This window comes from Micromonospora sp. CA-249363 (genome assembly GCF_050950185.1).
In the GTDB taxonomy this organism is placed as follows: Bacteria; Actinomycetota; Actinomycetes; order Mycobacteriales; family Micromonosporaceae; genus Micromonospora.
Window position 1 is genome coordinate 2,606,819 of the sequence record NZ_CP192020.1, and the last position, 17,064, is coordinate 2,623,882.

Annotated in this window: 13 protein-coding genes, 1 tRNA gene and 1 pseudogene; 11 read left to right on the forward strand and 4 right to left on the reverse strand. The window is 66.5% G+C overall.

Going from position 1 to position 17,064, the window contains the following annotated elements; all coding sequences use genetic code 11:
- Positions 1 to 25: 25 nt before the first annotated feature.
- From ACQPZK_RS11975 to ACQPZK_RS12000, 6 genes are all read left to right on the forward strand, one after another.
- Positions 26 to 1,033, forward strand: a complete 1,008-nt coding sequence (locus tag ACQPZK_RS11975) for a segregation and condensation protein A (RefSeq protein WP_433538349.1) — start codon at positions 26 to 28, stop codon at positions 1,031 to 1,033.
- Entirely contained in the window at positions 1,030 to 2,097 is a 1,068-nt protein-coding gene (scpB, locus tag ACQPZK_RS11980; protein WP_433538350.1) for an SMC-Scp complex subunit ScpB, read from the forward strand. The genes ACQPZK_RS11975 and scpB overlap by 4 nt, the downstream gene beginning before the upstream one ends.
- Positions 2,084 to 2,854 (forward strand): pseudouridine synthase, encoded by a 771-nt coding sequence (locus ACQPZK_RS11985; protein WP_433538351.1) that lies wholly within the window; start codon positions 2,084 to 2,086, stop codon positions 2,852 to 2,854. Before scpB ends, ACQPZK_RS11985 begins: the two co-directional genes overlap by 14 nt.
- Positions 2,855 to 3,050: 196 nt before the next feature.
- Positions 3,051 to 3,731: a (d)CMP kinase gene (gene cmk, locus ACQPZK_RS11990; RefSeq protein ID WP_433538352.1), complete on the forward strand. Its 681-nt coding sequence runs from the start codon at positions 3,051 to 3,053 to the stop codon at positions 3,729 to 3,731.
- Positions 3,728 to 5,128 carry a ribosome biogenesis GTPase Der gene (gene der, locus ACQPZK_RS11995; protein ID WP_433538353.1) on the forward strand — a complete coding sequence of 467 codons (1,401 nt, stop codon included), beginning with the start codon at positions 3,728 to 3,730 and terminating at the stop codon, positions 5,126 to 5,128. Before cmk ends, der begins: the two co-directional genes overlap by 4 nt.
- 165 nt (positions 5,129 to 5,293) lie before the next feature.
- Positions 5,294 to 5,367, forward strand: a tRNA-Pro gene (locus tag ACQPZK_RS12000).
- 113 nt (positions 5,368 to 5,480) lie between these two features.
- On the opposite strand, the gene ACQPZK_RS12005 is transcribed toward ACQPZK_RS12000, so the two are convergent.
- Complete coding sequence (locus tag ACQPZK_RS12005) at positions 5,481 to 5,795, reverse strand: tyrosine-type recombinase/integrase (RefSeq protein ID WP_433539187.1); 315 nt, start codon at positions 5,793 to 5,795, stop codon at positions 5,481 to 5,483.
- Here ACQPZK_RS12005 and ACQPZK_RS12010 point away from each other — a divergent pair.
- The 5 genes and pseudogenes from ACQPZK_RS12010 to ACQPZK_RS12030 form a co-directional block, all read left to right on the forward strand.
- Positions 5,730 to 7,238: an alpha/beta hydrolase gene (locus tag ACQPZK_RS12010; RefSeq protein WP_433538354.1), complete on the forward strand. Its 1,509-nt coding sequence runs from the start codon at positions 5,730 to 5,732 to the stop codon at positions 7,236 to 7,238. The two genes, ACQPZK_RS12005 and ACQPZK_RS12010, sit on opposite strands and share 66 nt — an antisense overlap.
- Complete coding sequence (locus ACQPZK_RS12015; RefSeq protein ID WP_433538355.1) at positions 7,235 to 7,777, forward strand: hypothetical protein; 543 nt, start codon at positions 7,235 to 7,237, stop codon at positions 7,775 to 7,777. Before ACQPZK_RS12010 ends, ACQPZK_RS12015 begins: the two co-directional genes overlap by 4 nt.
- A gap of 497 nt (positions 7,778 to 8,274) precedes the next feature.
- Positions 8,275 to 8,703: a hypothetical protein gene (locus ACQPZK_RS12020; RefSeq protein ID WP_433538356.1), complete on the forward strand. Its 429-nt coding sequence runs from the start codon at positions 8,275 to 8,277 to the stop codon at positions 8,701 to 8,703.
- On the forward strand, positions 8,693 to 10,513 hold the full coding sequence (locus ACQPZK_RS12025; protein ID WP_433538357.1) for a DUF6575 domain-containing protein: 1,821 nt from the start codon (positions 8,693 to 8,695) through the stop codon (positions 10,511 to 10,513). Before ACQPZK_RS12020 ends, ACQPZK_RS12025 begins: the two co-directional genes overlap by 11 nt.
- Before the next feature lie 191 nt (positions 10,514 to 10,704).
- A pseudogene (locus ACQPZK_RS12030) lies at positions 10,705 to 11,014 on the forward strand (transposase); the annotation flags it as partial.
- A 70-nt stretch (positions 11,015 to 11,084) separates the two neighbouring features.
- Here the strand turns inward: ACQPZK_RS12030 and ACQPZK_RS12035 are convergent.
- The 3 genes from ACQPZK_RS12035 to ACQPZK_RS12045 are packed head-to-tail and all read right to left on the reverse strand — an operon-like array spanning position 11,085 to position 16,914.
- Entirely contained in the window at positions 11,085 to 11,681 is a 597-nt protein-coding gene (locus ACQPZK_RS12035) for a hypothetical protein (protein ID WP_433538358.1), read from the reverse strand.
- On the reverse strand, positions 11,678 to 12,016 hold the full coding sequence (locus ACQPZK_RS12040) for a hypothetical protein (protein WP_433538359.1): 339 nt from the start codon (positions 12,014 to 12,016) through the stop codon (positions 11,678 to 11,680). The genes ACQPZK_RS12035 and ACQPZK_RS12040 overlap by 4 nt, the downstream gene beginning before the upstream one ends.
- Positions 12,017 to 12,030: 14 nt before the next feature.
- A complete protein-coding gene (locus tag ACQPZK_RS12045) occupies positions 12,031 to 16,914 on the reverse strand; it encodes an HD domain-containing protein (protein ID WP_433538360.1) in 4,884 nt (1,627 codons plus the stop codon).
- Positions 16,915 to 17,064 lie beyond the last annotated feature (150 nt).

A 17,064-nucleotide genomic window follows, 5' to 3' on the forward strand; every position in this document is an offset into this window, starting at 1 on the left:
CCGCCTCGTGGACTACGGTCGTGCGGTGACCGCGCCACCCCTCGACCCGCCCGACACCGCCGATCCGGCCGTGGTCGACGGTGCGCAGCCCAGCGGCTTCACGGTACGACTGGCCAACTTCACCGGCCCCTTCGACCTGCTGCTGCAACTCATCGGCAAACACAAGCTCGACGTCACCGAGGTGGCCCTGCACACGGTCACCGACGAGTTCATCGCCTACATCCGCGCCATGGGCGACGACTGGGACCTGGACGAGGCCAGCGAGTTCCTGCTCATCGCCGCGACCCTGCTCGACCTGAAGGCCGCCCGGCTGCTGCCCGCCGCCGACGTCGAGGACGAGGAGGACCTCGCCCTGCTGGAGGCCCGGGACCTGCTCTTCGCCCGGCTCCTGCAGTACAAGGCGTACAAGGAGGCGGCGGCACACATCGCCGAGCTGGAGGCCGTCGGTGGCCGTCGGTACCCCCGCGCGGTGAGTCTGGAGCCCCGCTACGCCGAGGCGCTGCCCGACCTGGTGCTCGGCATCGGCCCGCAACGGCTGCTGAAGCTGGCCGTGAAGGCGATGACCCCGAAGGCGGCGCCGGAGGTGTCCATCGCCCACGTGCACATGGTCCGCGTCAGTGTCCGGGAACACGCGGCGATCCTCACCGCCCGGCTACGCCGGGCCGGCACGGCCACGTTCTCGCTGCTCTGCGCCGACTGCGAGGCCATTCTCGAGGTGGTGGCGCGGTTCCTGGCGCTGCTGGAGCTGTACCGGGAGGGTCTGGTGGCCTTCGTGCAGGAGCAGGCCCTCGAGGAGCTGACCGTGCGCTGGACCGGCCCCGCCGACGGCGAGACCGAGCTGCACGTCGACGAGTACGCCGGCACGGCGGCCGAGTCCGACGCGCCTCCCGGCGCGGAGCCGGCGGGTCTGGAGCCGGCAGCTTCGGAGCCGGCCGGTTCGGAGCCGGCCGGTTCGGAGGCGGCCGGGCCGGAGCTGGCGGGGGAGACCGGCGGTGCCGCCGGGATGCGAGCGACAGAGGGTGGAGCGGGATGAGTGACGAGGAACGCCGGGACTCGCTGGCCGACCAGGCCGCCGCCTGGGTTCCCCCGTGGGAACGCCCCCGCCCAGCGGTACCGACCGCCCCGGAAACCGCGTCGGCGCCTGAGGACCACCCGGAGGTCGTCGAGCCCGCGGAGTCCGTCGAGCCCGCCGAGTCCGTCGAGCCCGCCGAGCCCGCGGAGGCCGCCGAGCCCGCCGAGTCCGTCGAGTCCGTCGAGGCCGTCGAGTCCGCCGAGTCCGCCGAGCCCGCGGAGGCCGCCGATTCCGCCGAGCCGGGGGAGTCCCTTGCGGCGCCTGACGTCGCCGAGGCAGCCGAGCCGATTGAGGCGTTCGGGACGTTTGAGGGGTCGGAGACCACCGAGCCGGTCGCGGCCGCCAGCCCCGCCGAGCCCGTGCGGGACAGCGCCACTGAGTCGGTCGTCGCCGCGCAGGCGGGGACTCCGGACGTACCCCCTCGGCAGGCGGCCGGGCGGCGGCGGGCGACGGTCGTGCCGGAGCCCGCGCCCGAGCTGCTCGACGCCGAGCTGCGCGGCGCGCTGGAGGCGATCCTCCTGGTGGTGGACGAACCGGTCAGCGAGCTGGTCCTGGCTCAGGTGCTGGAACAGCCCGCCGAGCGGATCGGGCCGATGCTCGACGAGATCGCCGCCGGTTACACGGCCGCCGGGAACGGGTTCGAGCTGCGCCGGGCCGCCGGCGGTTGGCGGTTGTACACCCGGCCGGAATACGCTACGTACGTCGAGCGGTTCGTCCTGGACGGGCAGTCCGTGCGGCTGACCCAGGCGGCTCTGGAGACCCTGGCCGTGGTCGCGTACAAGCAGCCGGTGACCCGGTCGCGGATCTCGGCCATCCGGGGTGTCAACTGCGACGGCGTCATCCGTACGCTGGTCACTCGCGGTCTCGTCGAGGAGTGCGGCACCGAATCGGACAGCGGGGCGTTCCTGTACCGGACCACCACGCTGTTCCTGGAGAAGCTCGGGCTGAACACCGTCGACGAGTTGCCACCCCTCGCACCCTTCCTGCCCGACGACGTAGAAGAGCTTGCTGATGCGACCCGATAACCGTTCCCCGAAGCCCGACGCTCCCGTTTACGAGGGCGCGGAACGCCTGCAGAAGGTGCTCGCCGCCGCCGGCGTGGGCTCCCGGCGCGCCTGCGAAGACCTGATCTTCCGGCGCCGGGTCACCGTGGACGGGCGGGTCGCCAAGCTCGGCGACAAGGTCGACCCGGCCAAGGCCGTGATCCACGTCGACGGTGAGCGCCTCCAGGTCGACACCCGCCTCGTCTACGTGGCGATGAACAAGCCGCGCGGGGTGGTCACCACCATGGCGGACGACAAGGGCCGCACCGAGCTGGCCGACTTCATCGGCAGGCGGCTGGACCAGCGGGTGTACCACGTCGGGCGGCTCGACGCGGACAGCGAGGGCCTGCTGCTGCTCACCAACGACGGCACCCTCGCGCACAAGCTCATGCACCCCTCGTACGAGGTGCTGAAGACGTACCTGGCCGAGGTGGTCGGGCCGATCCCGCGCAACCTGAGCAAGCGACTCCTCGCCGGCGTCGAGCTGGAGGACGGGCCGGTCAAGGTCGACTCGTTCAAGGTGGTCGGCACCCTGGGCAAGAGCGCCCAGGTGGAGCTGAGCCTGCACGAAGGGCGCAAGCACATCGTGCGGCGGTTGATGGACGAGGTCGGGCACCCGGTCACCCGTCTGGTGCGTACCTCCATCGGTCCGATCCGGTTGGGCGACCTGCGCACCGGGCGTCTGCGGCGCCTGACCAACGCGGAGGTCGCCGCCCTGTTCCGCGCGGTGGGCGACTGACCCCCGGCCTTCGGGGTACGGCTGCCGGTAGGCTCCGCAGCGGCCGGGGAGCGGCCGCCGGAGGTGGCGTGCGTCGCGTCGGGCGGCGTCGCGCGTGGGTCCGCCACGGGCCCCGGGCATGATGGATGACGATGGACAACCGCTTGCGGCGTCAGAGCACCGGGCGATCCGCGAGGTACGGGCTGAGGAGGACACGGTGGAGGAAAACGTACGGGCCGAGCGATGTGTGGTCGCTGTGGACGGGCCGTCCGGTTCGGGTAAGTCCACCGTGTCGCGGCGGCTCGCCGCCGGCATCGGTGCGCGCTACCTCGACACCGGGGCGATGTACCGGGCGATCACGTGGGCCGTGCTGCGCTCCGGCGTGGACCTCACGGACGCCGCGTCGGTGGCCAAGGTCGCCGGCGAGACGGACCTGCGCATCGGCACCGACCCCCAGGGGTACGGCGTGACCGTCGACGGCGTGAGCGTGGACGCGGACATCCGCGGGCCCGAGGTGACCCAGGCGGTCTCCGCCGTCGCCGCCGTGCCGGCCGTCCGTGAGCTGCTGGTCGCCCGCCAGCGCGAGATGATCGTCAACGCGGGCCGGATGGTGGTCGAGGGCCGGGACATCGGCTCGGTCGTGGCGCCGGACGCCGACCTGAAGGTCTTCCTGACCGCCTCCGAGGCGGCCCGCGCGGCCCGGCGCAGCGCCGAGGACGCCTCCGACGTCAAGGCCACCGCCGCCGACCTGGCCCGCCGCGACCGGCTCGACTCGACCCGCAAGGTCAACCCGCTGGCCCAGGCGCCGGACGCCGTCGTGCTGGACACCACCGAACTGGGCATCGACCAGGTCGTGGCCCGACTGCGTGACCTGCTCACCGAGCGGGGAGTGGCATGAGCGAGGGTTCTTGGGTTGAGCTGCGCGAGCCTGACCTCGTCGTCGAGGAGCCGACCGGCCCGCAACCGGTGGTGGCGGTCGTCGGCCGTCCCAACGTGGGCAAGTCGACGCTCGTCAACCGGATCATCGGCCGCCGGCAGGCGGTCGTGGAGGACGTTCCCGGCGTGACCCGGGACCGCGTGCCGTACGACGCGCAGTGGAACGGCCGGTCGTTCACCGTGGTGGACACCGGCGGTTGGGAACCGGACGCGAAGGACCGTGCGGCGGCCATCGCCGCGCAGGCCGAGACGGCGGTGCTCACCGCCGACGTGGTCCTCTTCGTGGTCGACGCGATGGTCGGCTCCACCGACGTGGACGAGGCCGCGGTGAAGATGCTGCGCCGCAGCGCCAAGCCGGTCATCCTGGTGGCCAACAAGGCCGACAACAACTCCATCGAGATGGAAGCCGTGTCGCTGTGGTCGCTCGGCCTCGGCGAGCCGTTCCCGGTGTCCGCGCTGCACGGGCGCGGCTCCGGTGACCTGCTGGACGCCATCCTCGCCGCGCTGCCGGAAGCCCCGGCGATCGTCGAGAACCGGCCGCGCGGGCCGCGCCGGGTGGCGCTGGTCGGCCGGCCGAACGTCGGCAAGTCCAGCCTGCTCAACCGGTTCTCCGGCGAGGACCGGGCCGTCGTCGACTCGGTCGCCGGCACCACAGTGGACCCGGTCGACAGCCTCGTCGAGATCGGCGGCCAGACCTGGCAGCTCGTGGACACCGCCGGTCTGCGCAAGCGGGTCGGCAAGGCCAGCGGCACCGAGTACTACGCCAGCCTGCGCACCGCCGGCGCGATCGAGGCCGCCGAGGTGGCCGTCGTGCTCCTGGACGCCAGCGAGCCGATCAGCGAGCAGGACCAGCGGATCCTCACGATGGTGACCGAGGCCGGCCGCGCGCTGGTCATCGCGTTCAACAAGTGGGACCTGGTCGACACCGACCGCCGGTACTACCTGGACAAGGAGATCGACCGGGAGCTGCGCCGCATCCCCTGGGCGATCCGGCTGAACCTGTCGGCCATGACCGGCCGCGCCGTCGACAAGCTGGCCCCGGCCCTCAACAAGGCCCTGGCGAGCTGGGAACTCCGCGTACCGACCGCGCACCTCAACCAGTGGCTCACCGCGCTCGTACAGGCCACCCCGCACCCGGTGCGCGGTGGACGGGCGCCCCGCATCCTGTTCGCCACGCAGGCAGGGGTCGCGCCGCCGCGGTTCGTGCTCTTCACCACGGGCCCGCTCGACGCCGGATACCAGCGGTTCGTCGAGCGCAAGCTCCGCGAGGAGTTCGGGTACGAGGGCAGCCCCATTGAGATCTCCGTACGCCCCCGCAAGAAGCTCGGCCCGGGTGGCCGCGGCAAGGCGCACGGCTGACCTTTTGAAGGCGTGGGCCAGGCTCTCTCCTGGCCCACCCTCCTAGGACGCTTTAGGGGTTGTGGGGTGGTTCGCTGCCTCGACGACGCGGGTGGGGCCTGTGCGGACGGGGCGAGAGTGCTGCGCTAAGCTGTACCGGCTGTCGCAGGGGGAACTCTGCGGGGGCGGGACGTGGCGCAGCTTGGTAGCGCACTTGACTGGGGGTCAAGGGGTCGTCGGTTCGAATCCGGCCGTCCCGACAGAGTTTCGGCAGTTCAGAGGCCTTGATTCACTTCGGTGAGTCGGGGCCTTTTGCCGTTTCGTCTCACAATTTCTCACGTACGCCCGTACTGCTGAATTTGGGGCGCTGGAGTTACCCGAACAGGCCTGATTCGAGGTGCTTGGCCGCCACCTGGAGGTGGCTGTTGTCGGGGTGGACGTAGACCCGCTTGGCGAGCGTGCCGCCGTCGGCGTGGCCGGCCCAGGCCGCCAGCACGACATCGGGCACTTTAGCGCCGGCGAGGTAGGTCAGGCAGGCGTGACGGGCGTCGTAGGGCCGTACCTTCCGCACGCCGACCTTGGCCATTAGCTTGTAGACCCGGCGACGCAGCCAGTCGGTGCGTTGTGGGCGGCCGAGTTCGTCGACCAGGACGTAGTCGCTGTCGACGTAGGCCTCGCCTGCCTGCAGACCCGGACCGCTGCGAGCGTGCTCCGAGGGGCGGCGGAGGACTTTGAAGAGCTACAGCGGCGCCTCGATGCCGCGGTAGACGCTGCTGCCTCGCTGGGCTTGCGTGTCGATGGGACGGGCCGGGTCTCTACCCGAGGAACGGACCGAGGTGACTGGAACGACCCGGACGCGGAACTGCTGCACCGTCGGGATCTGCAGAACGCGCGAATCTACGGTGACTTGATCGTCAAGATCGTTCAGGAGGCCACGGAGGTCGACGATCGGATCGCTCGGGTGCTCGGCCGGTTGAAGGCCAGCATGCCGGGCCAGTACGCGTGGGAATACAACAAGGCTCGTGACGGTGCCCGTGAGGCTGCGACTGCCCTGGGGCTCAGTGAGTCCGACATCCCCGCGCTGGGCAGTGATCCCGCAGGCGTACGGAGCTGGTGGAGTGGTCTGTCGGGTGATGAGCGGCAGGTCTACCTGGCGGCGTACCCCGAGCGGTTGGGTGCCCTTGACGGCCTGCCCGCGACGGACCGGGACGCCGCCAACCAGTTGGCGTTGCGCACCTTCATCGGTGACAACGTCAACCAGCGACAGGACCTGGACAGCCGCCAGCACGCGGCCGCGTTAATGCTGCTGGACAAGCTGGAAGGTGCCGAGAACGCTGCGCCGGACGAGCGCCTATACCTGTTGTCGGTCGATCCCAGCCGGGATGGGAAGGCTGCGGTCGCCCTCGGAAATCCCGACACTGCGGGGAATACTGCGGTGCTCGTCCCTGGTGTAGGCACGGAGCTCGCGGGGATTCGCGGCCTGATCAACAGGGCAAGTCTCCTGCAGGACACCGCGATCGCGCTCAACCCCGGGGGGCCGCCCGTAGCGGTCGTGGCGTGGCTCGGATACGACACACCATCCGCGGACACCGACATCGTCACGGCGCCCTTCGGCGGAAAGTCCGAGGCGGGCGCGCGAGCGCTCGACGGGTTCGTCGACGGGCTGCGGGCCGCACACGACGGAAGCCCATCCCACCTGACCGTCATCGGGCACAGCTACGGCTCGACGGTACTGGGCGAGGCGGCCAGCACCGGTAACGGGCTCGCTGCCGACGACATGATCGCCGTCGGAAGCCCTGGCATGCGCGTCGACACCGCCAGCGAACTCAACGTCGACCCTCGGCACGTCTGGGTCGGTGCCGCCAGCGATGACACCCTCGTCGCCCGACCCGAGGAGAACGCCGGCTGGCTCACCGGTGTGCCGCTCGTTGGTGGGTGGGTTGCCGAAGGCGCCGTGGGGATCCACGGGCCGGCGCCCCACGACCCGCAGTTCGGTGCCAATGTCTTCCACGTCGATACCTCGGGACACAGTGGCTATTGGACGCCGAACAGTCAGGCCCTGAACTCACAGGTAGCGGTCATCATCGGCGACTACGACGCCGCCCTACTCGAACAGGGGAAGGCGCCGTGACGGTCTGCACCATCAAGAGGCCCGCGCGCAGGCTGCTCGCCGTCATCGCGCTCACGATGACCCTGAGCGCGTGCACGGGCGGCGGTAGCGACCCACCGGAGAGTAAGGATGAGGCGTTGCAGCAGAAGCCGGTGAACGAGGTGCTTCAGTTGGTGCAGACGCGAGCCCAGGTGGTTGCCGATCTTGCCGACGGCCCACTCGAGGGCTGGAGCACTAACACGGTGCCGTGTGAAGGGCGTGGCGGTGAGACCGCCGACGACGGCCGTTGGTACCTCGGCGCCACCGCGAACCTGCGGGTGGCGCCCGCCGAGCAGCTCACCACACTGAACCGGGTACGGGATGCGCTGCGGCAGCAGGGTTACGAGATCACCGAGGACCGTAGCTTCGCCGACGGCACCCGCGGGTCGCTGTCGGCTCGTGACCCGAGTACGGCGATCACCGTCAGACTCACCACGACCAAGGCACTGGATCAGGTGGCCGTGGGGCTGCTCAGCGACTGCTACATGCCGGTAGACGGCGGGAGTCCGGCCAAGGCTTGATCTAGTGCCAGTATAGTTCGGACGGCAGACGAGGGTTTGCTCAGCATCGCATGTCGTAATTCAGCCACCCTTATCTGCCGATGCACATGTGCTCGCATACGCGCACACCGCAGGCCTTCTAAGGCGATCAATACGCCACTCTGCCGAATCGACCTATTTGCTCGGACTTACCTGCTTTCGCAGAAGGTGCTACAGACTCGCACTCTTCGAAGTCGCCTAAGGCATCGTGGGGCTCTGACGGCTGGCGTCCTCCTCGGTGATCGGCCTCGACCGTTGCTTGGTTGTAGCAGTCCACCCAGCGGCGGAGAATCTGCCGTTACGCTGGTCATATGGACACACGGCTGCGGTCACCAGCCCAGCGGCAGCTAGTCGGAGCCGGTTGGTGGATGCCGTCTCGCAGGCCGAACAGGTGGCGAGTGCAGCCGGCAGAGGCTTGGGCACAAGTGCGCCGGTTACCCCCTGCCACGAAACTTGTTGCGTGTGCCACTATCCAAGCCGTGACCGAGCAGCGACAGCGCACCTACGAGTGGGCAGATGATCTTCCCGAGCTGTGTCCGCCTGCCGCCGCGGTGCCGGCTACCGGCAGCTACTACCGCGTTGTCAAGGCCTTGCCGCTAACAAAGCGAGACTTTCGACGCCCTCGAGACCTCCCTAGGGCCGAGCCTTTTCCGCCGAACAAAATGTGTCAAGCGTCGGCGCTTTCGCTGTACGGAAATCTCACAGATGCGCAACGAGCAATTGTGCTTGTGCCGGGTTTCAGGAAAAGACGCTTGGTGGTAGGCGCATTGAGCCCGATTTGCGGAGTAACGCAAGTCACTCCCAGTTACTTTCCCCATGCTCACGAAATCTTGAAATCACATGCAAGCTGGTGGTTTCCCACCAATATCGAGCCGAGCTCCTTTTTTGAGGCGGTAGATGATGAGTGATGTCCCGCCCCTCGGTACACAACTTGGAGTCCTGTCGATCACCGACATCTTCGTCGAATACGACGGACCCAAACTTTTTGCTTGCGTGAATGAATTAGGGCAATACTACCTATCGATTTTTGTCGACGAAGACGACGAATCAGAATGGTACGTTTATGCTCCTCAAAGCGCTGGCCGCATGCGAGACTTGATTGCTGGCCGCATCAGCCTCCGCGATGCGATACTCAAACCGTCCGGTCCGCATGTCTGGGCAGTGAGGCGGTCCCTCGAATCAGTCGACTTTGAGATTAAATCAATTACGGCGAGCGAGTTGCCTGATACATGGCTTCCTCCTGCCGACGCCAACCTTGCCGTTTCAGGTACTGAGCAGCACCGTGGCACTCAAGACTCTAAGGCCGTTTGGATAGAACTTCAGTGGGCCTCCGATCCATCCGAACTCGATGAGCAGGCCGACGCTCCGCTGTCTCCGTGCGTCGCAATTCGGCTGGCGATCGCTGGGAGCTACGTCTGGGGTGATGAGGCCTCCGGAGCCGTACTTGACGCGAGGGAAGCTCTGCGTTTCCTGGCACGTTCTTGGGCGTACTTTTCGTGGGAAGAAGGACTTCCCCTGGATCTACCTTTCGGCAGTCTTCGGGACATACGTGACGACCTCGACCGAAAGCGGAGCCGAGCCCCTCGCGCCCTTCGACGGAGCCTTGAACTGTCGTTCAACGACTTTATGTTCGGACACGATCTAAGTCAGATGAGTTCGGCGGGTGCCCTGCCTTCCGTCGTCTTGGCTAGAGAGGGGGCGTATGGATGGATATTGCGGGAGGATGACGCTAGTAGGTATAGCATTGAAAACCTTTTGGGTCCGCTCGAATCCCTTGCCATAAAGCTGGTCGAAGGGCTTGAGCGCTTCAACGACCAAGCCGCACGTGAAGCGATAAGGGCGTGGTCATCCAAATGGAGCCTGACTAGCCACGAGGCAGCCGAAATTGTCACCGGACTCAGTAGTGAGGACGTTCGGCTTATTGAGGAAGCATCGGAGGAATTTCGCCTCGAGCTTGCTCAAATTGACGCCTTTTCATTGGCGGATCCCGACCCGTCCAAGAGCGAGCTTCTGGCAGCAGCGCGCTTGTCAGCCGGGCTTGCGCCTGAGCATGTCGCCGAAATTGTCTCGCTTATCGGACCCATTCCGGGCTCGGCTACCGATGACCTAGACAGGCTATCCGAGCTAGCGCCCGCGCAAATAGCCGGCCATGTTTTCGCGTTTGATCAAGGGCTTGAGGCTGCTCGATGGCTTCGAAAATTCTTGGAATTACCGTTGGACGCTCCGGTCGACCCCGAGCGAATGTTGATGGAGTATGGCGTCTTAGTTAAGCATGTCAAGCTAAAGTCTATCCGCTCCGTTGATGCCATCGCAGCGTGGGGATCTAAACGTGGGCCTTGTGTCCTTATCAATACCTATGGAGTGCATGCTCAGGGTAGTGCTGGACGACGAACGACTGCCGCGCACGAACTCTGCCACTTGCTGCTCGACCGTGGCGGTTCACTTCCTATTGCAGAGGTGCTGCGTGGTCAAGAGTCCACGGTGGTGGAGGCTCGTGCCCGTGCCTTCGCCGCCGAGTTCCTACTACCGCAGCAAGTTGCCGGTGAGACGTACCAGCAGTCTCCGGATAAGCCAAAGCGTGTTGTTAAGCGTCTATCAGAGAAGTACGGCGTGAGCCCTGAAGTTGTTGCATGGAACATCAAAAACTCAGGAGTTCCTATAACTGATGCAGGTCGGAACTTCCTCAGTCAACTCGTTCAGCGGCCGTGGCGCTTTTAGCTTTCTGCGGCGGACGGCGGCTACGTCTTTGCTAAAAAGAACTTCTTAAGGTGATCGGTAAAAGCGTTGGAGGGATGTGGCACCGTGGCGTGGCATGCCTTAGCCGGCACCGCCCGGTCACGTCAGCTGTCACCCGAGATTGAATGCACTGTCACGTAGCGGATCGCTCGTTGCGCTTTTCGGTTGCGGCGATGCGTCCCTTTCCGTTCTGGGTGATCGCGCCGCTGCTGCCTGAGCCTGGTGGTGCGGAGGGCGGTGGCGGACTCAACGGCAGGTCTCAATGGGATCTCGTGGAAGCTGCGCACGGGTGCGACGAGGCGTGACCAGCCGGAACGCTTCGGACCATGAAAGACCTGCCATGAGCGGTTGCGCCCCAAAACGGTCGATGGGACGTGGAATCGGATCCTGGCCGCGGCGCAGGCGCGTGACGCCGGCACACCTGTGCAGTTGACGATCAAAATCGACTCGTCCACCGCATGGACGCACCACGATGCCGCTGGGCTCGCTAGTGCGGCTAGGGTCGATGGCGACTCGCAGCGTCGTAACTTCCACCCCCGGAAGCGCCGGCCCTTCACACGTTGCAAGCGGGCACCACTTCAACGCGGACGACTGAACTCAAAGGAATGATGTAGTACCGATCCCGCTGGCCAACTCGTAGCGAGCCGTCACTGATGGTGAGCAGCTTGCCGCAGAGATGTTCCGAACCCCAGGTTACTCGAACAACCGGTTGATTGGGCCTGACCGTCGGAGCCAACCATGCTAATGCGATGCCCAGCGCGATCGCGCATAGGCCGCATACGGTCATGTGCCGGGCGGCTGTGATGGAGCGGTAGACTTGGCGGACCTCGCGCTCGGTCCACCGTGCCAGGTCCTCCCCGGTAAGCAGGCATTCATCGCCCGGGACGCCAGACGCCGCACGGATCGCCGAGAGCGTCGCAAGCACCAGGGTCGCGGCCGCAACGAGGAACAGCGTCAAGACCACCCACGGGTAGGGCTTCACTAGGGAGTTCACGTTGTCTCGACCCTTGATAATTAGCACGGCACCGAGCAGCGTGGTGAGACCGGCTAGCCCAGTGCGCCAGGTTTCGGCCTGGCGCCGGGCCACGTCGAGCTGCGTGTATCGGAGCTGCTGTGCCCGCTGTGCCCACCAGAGGCGTTCGGCGCTCATCCGAGATCCACCTGCCAGTAGGCGCCGCAGCCGATGAACGGGTCGGTTTCCGGGCGACTGGCGTGGCCGTGCCCGCAGTCGCAGCACACCGTTCGCAGGGTGTCGGTTGGCTCGTCAGGCTTACGGCGGCGCGGGCTGAAGCCCTTATAGCCGTTGCCGCTGCCATAGCTCCACGTCGTCGTCGTGTAACCGCCGCAGCCGGGACATGCGCCGGTGACCTCGATGCGGCGTCCGTTCTGAAGCTTCGTGATCCGGAATTCAGCGGACCGCTCGCGGAAATCCTGTTGCTGGTACTCGATGCTGCGGTGATGGTCGACGTATGTCGGCTCGGGCAAGGACCGTCCTCCCATCAAATTCGGGCGGTGGGGTCGAGTTGCAGTTCGAAGAGTTCGGCGAATCTGCCAAGCCGTACCTTGACCGCCTCGACGGACTCCTCGATGTCGGCAGAGACAGCGGCAATGTGGTCTGCGGAGACGACGCCGTGAACGACCGGCTCCTGGCCGTCGCGATGAAGAGTGAGGACCAGCAGGTCCTGCCACGAGACGAGCTCGTCCGGGCATGCCTCTGCTTGATATCCCAGGCGCAAACCGAGCGGCGCCAGCCGCGCCATCCTGCGGTGGCAGTACGCCACCGTCCAGCCGTAGCGCGCAGCCACCTGGACGAGCCACAACACCGAGACCACCTCCACGTTGAGAACACGGCCATTGCCCTGCGTTCGGTGCAGCATGGCAACGTCGTAACGGTCAGTGGGCAGGCTGTCCAGTGCTTGTCGCCCTTCGTCATCGAGCACCGGCAGTGGGACACCCAGCGGACGGAACGATTCCAGCCACCCGAGGAACCTGGCGACCGACTGACGCGCCCCAGCGGCCCCACGGACGATGTCCGCTGCGGTAAGCCCCCACCCCACATCGTGTACGCCATAGTGAAGGGCATCCCAGTGTCCAATCAGCGCGGTTCGTTCCTCCCAGCGGTGACACGTGGCGCCAGACCGGATCACCGCCGGAGACAGTGACGACAGGTCCGCGGTGTCCGGGAAGAGGGCGGCGTAGTACGTGACCGCCTCGGCGAGAGAACAGTCCAGCACGAAGGCCAAGTCGACAACCTCTGCCAGGGTAAGTGGTCTGCTCGGGTCCACGATGCGCATGAGCCTACGTCGCTCGGCCAGCCGGTCGGCGAAGCCGGAGACACGGCGTTGCCCGATCGCTTGTGCCATGGCGCGCACGGCTGCCCATCCCGTCGCCAGCACTTGGCGGCTGCTTGCATAGTCGTACAGCAGGAGGTCCTCGCCGATTACTACGCGCTCGCCGTCGGTCGGCGTCGCATCCGGTTCAGGATCGTGTGGAGGTAGCCGTAGAAAGCCCAATCCTGCCAGCCGGGTGAGACCGTCGCGTACCTGGCGTACGGTCGCTCCGACGCGGCCACCGAGCACGAAGAGATGCAATGCCGTCAGTTGCTCGCCCCAGCTGTGCACATACGTGAGGGCCTCATGTTCGACCTGCTGCAGATCGGCGGGAAAGGACTGCCGGCCAACCACCTCGTAGCCGAAGGGTCGATACCGGTCAAAGAGCGCGAGAGCCTCGGAAACGCTGCGACCAAGTTTCGCGCTTACCCGGACTATGTGGGACGGCGAGATCGTTGAACCGACCCACGGCGGCACGCCGTCGAGGTCGCGGGTGAACAGTTCGAGGTCGTTCCAGGTGAATACCTGATCGCGCAAGTCGCCGACGTCGGCTGGCGAGATCCAATTGGCCGGCACGAGGGCGGCGGCTCGGCGCATCACCTCACCCAGCGGTGCGTGCAGGTCCAGGGAGGCGCGAGCTAGCAAGGGGCCGATGGCCTTGCGCGGCGGACTGTCTGGCGGTGCCCAGGCGGCGACGGCGTGAAGCAGCGAGCGGTGCTCCATGCCATCCCCAAGGGTGTCGCCGTTTTCCTGGAAGCGACAATGAACAGGGGCGATCTCGCGTGCGGCAGAGACGTCTAGGCCGGTGATCGCGTAGCGGCGGAGCCTACGTAATCGCGCCACGGGAGGCTCGTCCTCGTCAGTAGCGAGCTCGACCAGATCTTCGACCGAGGGTTGCCCGTAGGCGCTGGGGCTCGCGTACCGTCGGCCTGCCTCGTAGACCTTGTCGAGCACGGCCGCGTCTACTGGTCGTACGACCGGGAAGCCGTCGAGCCGCGTCGCCTCCGGGACGGATTCCATGCCGACAAAGGTCAGAGATCCCTTCCAGGCCCCGACCCGCCACGCCAACAGCCACATGTCGCGGGGCGACGAAAAGGCTGGGCGGAGATCTCCGTTGAAGAGGAGTTGGTCACCAGGGAGGCAACCAATGCGCTCGATGGGGGCGAGCGTGCCGTGGGCAAACGATCCTTCAACTGGGACCTGTCGCCGGTGCGCAACTAGCCAGTCGAACACCTGCTCTGCCACCATTGGTGTCTTGTTGGTGACGCGCCACAGCCAAGGCAGGGTAAGGCCGGGCCACTCCTCTAGCGCGGGCAGCGACGCCTGGATTTCACCTTTGATCCACTCCCGGTCCCATTCCCGGAGCCGGTTGCGGTCCACCGTGAACTGGGGGCGCCGTGCCGCGCGCAGGTTCACCACCAACCCGTGCCGCTTCTCGTTGGTCCGTACGCCGTCGGCTGCCAGGCCGCCGTCGCCCGACACCCACCACAGGTCCGTGCCGTGCTTGAGTGGCGTCACCGTGGCGGAGGGGTAGCGCAGCTCCTCCGGTTGCCAAACCTCGGCTGACCCCTCCTCCTCGGCGACGTCGACCTCGAACTCGGCAACCCAGAGGAGTCGACGTAGCGTGCGAAGCACCGAGATGCGGTCCTCGCCAGTCAGGTACAGCCGCACCCGGGTGCCGCCGCCAGGCATGTCCGTCGAGGGAGTGATCTGGAAGAGGCTGCCGCTGCTAGCGATACGGACGCTATAGCCGTGCTGGGCGACGACGTCGTCCTCACCAATCGGCCTGGTCGCGATCGTGATTTCCTCGGCTAGCATGAAGTAGCTGAAGACGCCCACGCCGAACTGGCTGTTTGGCACCATCTGGAGCGGTGGCTCGAGCTCCTGCCAGCGGGCGTACTCGGCCCGAAACGTCGGCCGGTAAACGAATCTTTCACCCGCGTTGGCGAAGGTGCTGAGAAGAACGTCCTTGCCCATCCCGACGCCGTTGTCCGTGCACTCGATGAACTCACGTCCGTCGGCGGCGACGCCCTGGCGAATTTCAATTCGGCCGGTCCAGGTCGTGGTCGGCACGTCCACCCTATTGAGATATGCCCGACGGGTCCGGCGGTATCGGCAGGCGTCGAGAGCATTCTGGTAAAGCTCGCGGATCGCCAATTCTGGCTCGCCGTACAGCTGACGACCCATCAGCAGCTCGCGCACCTTGTCGTCGGACAGCCGAAACTGCAGCAGCGGAGTGTCGAATGCGGGCGTGCCTTCGTTGATCTCCGCGCGGACGTTGGCTGATGAGAACGTGGCCGGCAAACTGCGGTTGAACTGCTCGTCGAGCTCGAGGCCCGATAGCACTCGACGCGCCTCGTCGGCACGTCTGACCAGTCCTTCGAAGGCCGCGTAGAGTGCCGGGTGGTCGCATACTGCGGTCAACGCGAGCTCATCTCCGGTGCGGTGCCAGGTTGCCTTTACCGTGGCCGCATGCAGTGCGGACAAGGGCAGCTCCGAGCCGACGCCAACATGGTCGACTACCACGGTCGGCATCCGGCGGGGATCCGCCGCCATGACGCCGGCGAGCCACAGCACCGCGGCCAACGAGCGCAGGCGGCGATCGAAGATATGAGCGTGCAGGCCCTCGATTAGGCGGCGGTCCGCTGGGTCGCCATCGATCCCGCGAACGAGAACCCGCAGTTGAGAGAACAACTCGCGGGCGGTGACGTTTGCCTTGCCGCCATGCCTCACGACGGCGGCGGCGAGTTGTTGTAGCGATTTGGACATGTGGGAGTCGTCCCACAGCGACGCCCGGCCGGCCAGCCAGCGATGCACTAGCCATGCGGCCAGCGCATCCCGTGCTTCGGTCTGCCCTCGCCTGGCGAGGCCCTCGGCGCGACGACAGACGTGCTCGTGCATCGCGTGCGTGATTTCGAGATCGCTGCGGGGACCGTCCCGGTAGGTCCGGGTAAAGTCCTGTGGCTTGATGCCGGCGGCCAACCGGAGGCCGGCGCTCAGCCCGAGCTCCCGGAGGAAGGGTGCCGCCACCGCGACTGCGACCTCGCCGGACGTCAAGGTTGCCCGCTCGGGGAGGCATAGCTCGATGGCGGCGAGCATCCGGACTGGGTAATCCTGCGCCGACCAAGAGTCGCGCATGCCCGTGCGATCCGCTAGATGCTCCCGGCATTCCAGCCATCGCGTTGCGCAGTCATCGACGATTTCGATCACCGCCAGGCGGATCTCGCTGGCGTCGGTGTTCGTCATCTCGACCCGCCGCCACAACGGGGACGACTCCACGGCCCTGCGCCAGGCTGTGCTGACCGGGTCACCTTCGCAGATGATTAATGCCTCGACCCCATCGCGAGCGATGCCGCGTTGAGCGATGACCATCTCCGGTGTTTGCTCTAGACCGTCGGTACGTGCGGCCTTCCGGGCGAGCCGATGGGTCACCGCCGTGCGGATCGCCTCGAGCGTACGGGCTTCGTGGCGGCGGTCCAGCACCTCGGCTAGCGCCTGAGTGAAGAAGCTGCCGTCGTCACCATGCAGGCTCCGCTCCCCAGCGGTGCAACTGTTGAAAAGGACGAATGCGCCGTCCTCCGGGATCGGCAGCTGCCCCCGCTCCCAAGGCGTCGACAGTGAGTCCGCGAGATCGTTTCGGCATGCGTCGATGATGAACAGGACGAGGCGGGCCTGGCAGTGACTAAGTTCCCGCGGCACCACAGGGACGAGGCTCCCCACTTCCGGACCTGCCGGTCCTGCGTATGCGTCCTGCGGCACTAGCCAACTCTGCCCATTCACCACAACGCCGTGTCCGGAGAAATACACGACGAGCAATCCGCCAGGCGATGCCTCCCGCAGCGCCCTTGAGACTGCCGCCCGGATCCGATTGCCGGTCGGCTCCTGCCCAGAGCTGTCGCCCACACCGCAGTGGCGGATTTCGTACCCCGACTGGCTCAGCGCGTCGGACATCCGGTGGATGTCGGCGCTCACGACCTCAGGCATCGGTGCGAAGAGGTTGTCGTCGCAGGAGGGGATGCCGATCAGCAGTGCGGAGCGATCCGTCACGTTCACCTACCAGAAGAATCAGGGATACCCAGTCCATCGCATTGAGCGCGTTGCTCAGGCTGAGCCTGCTGTCCCTCAGGCTGCGAAGCAGTCCGAGGACTGTCGACGCTAGCGGCGGCCTCCGCTGACGAGCCATACCCGACAGTGTCGAGTTTC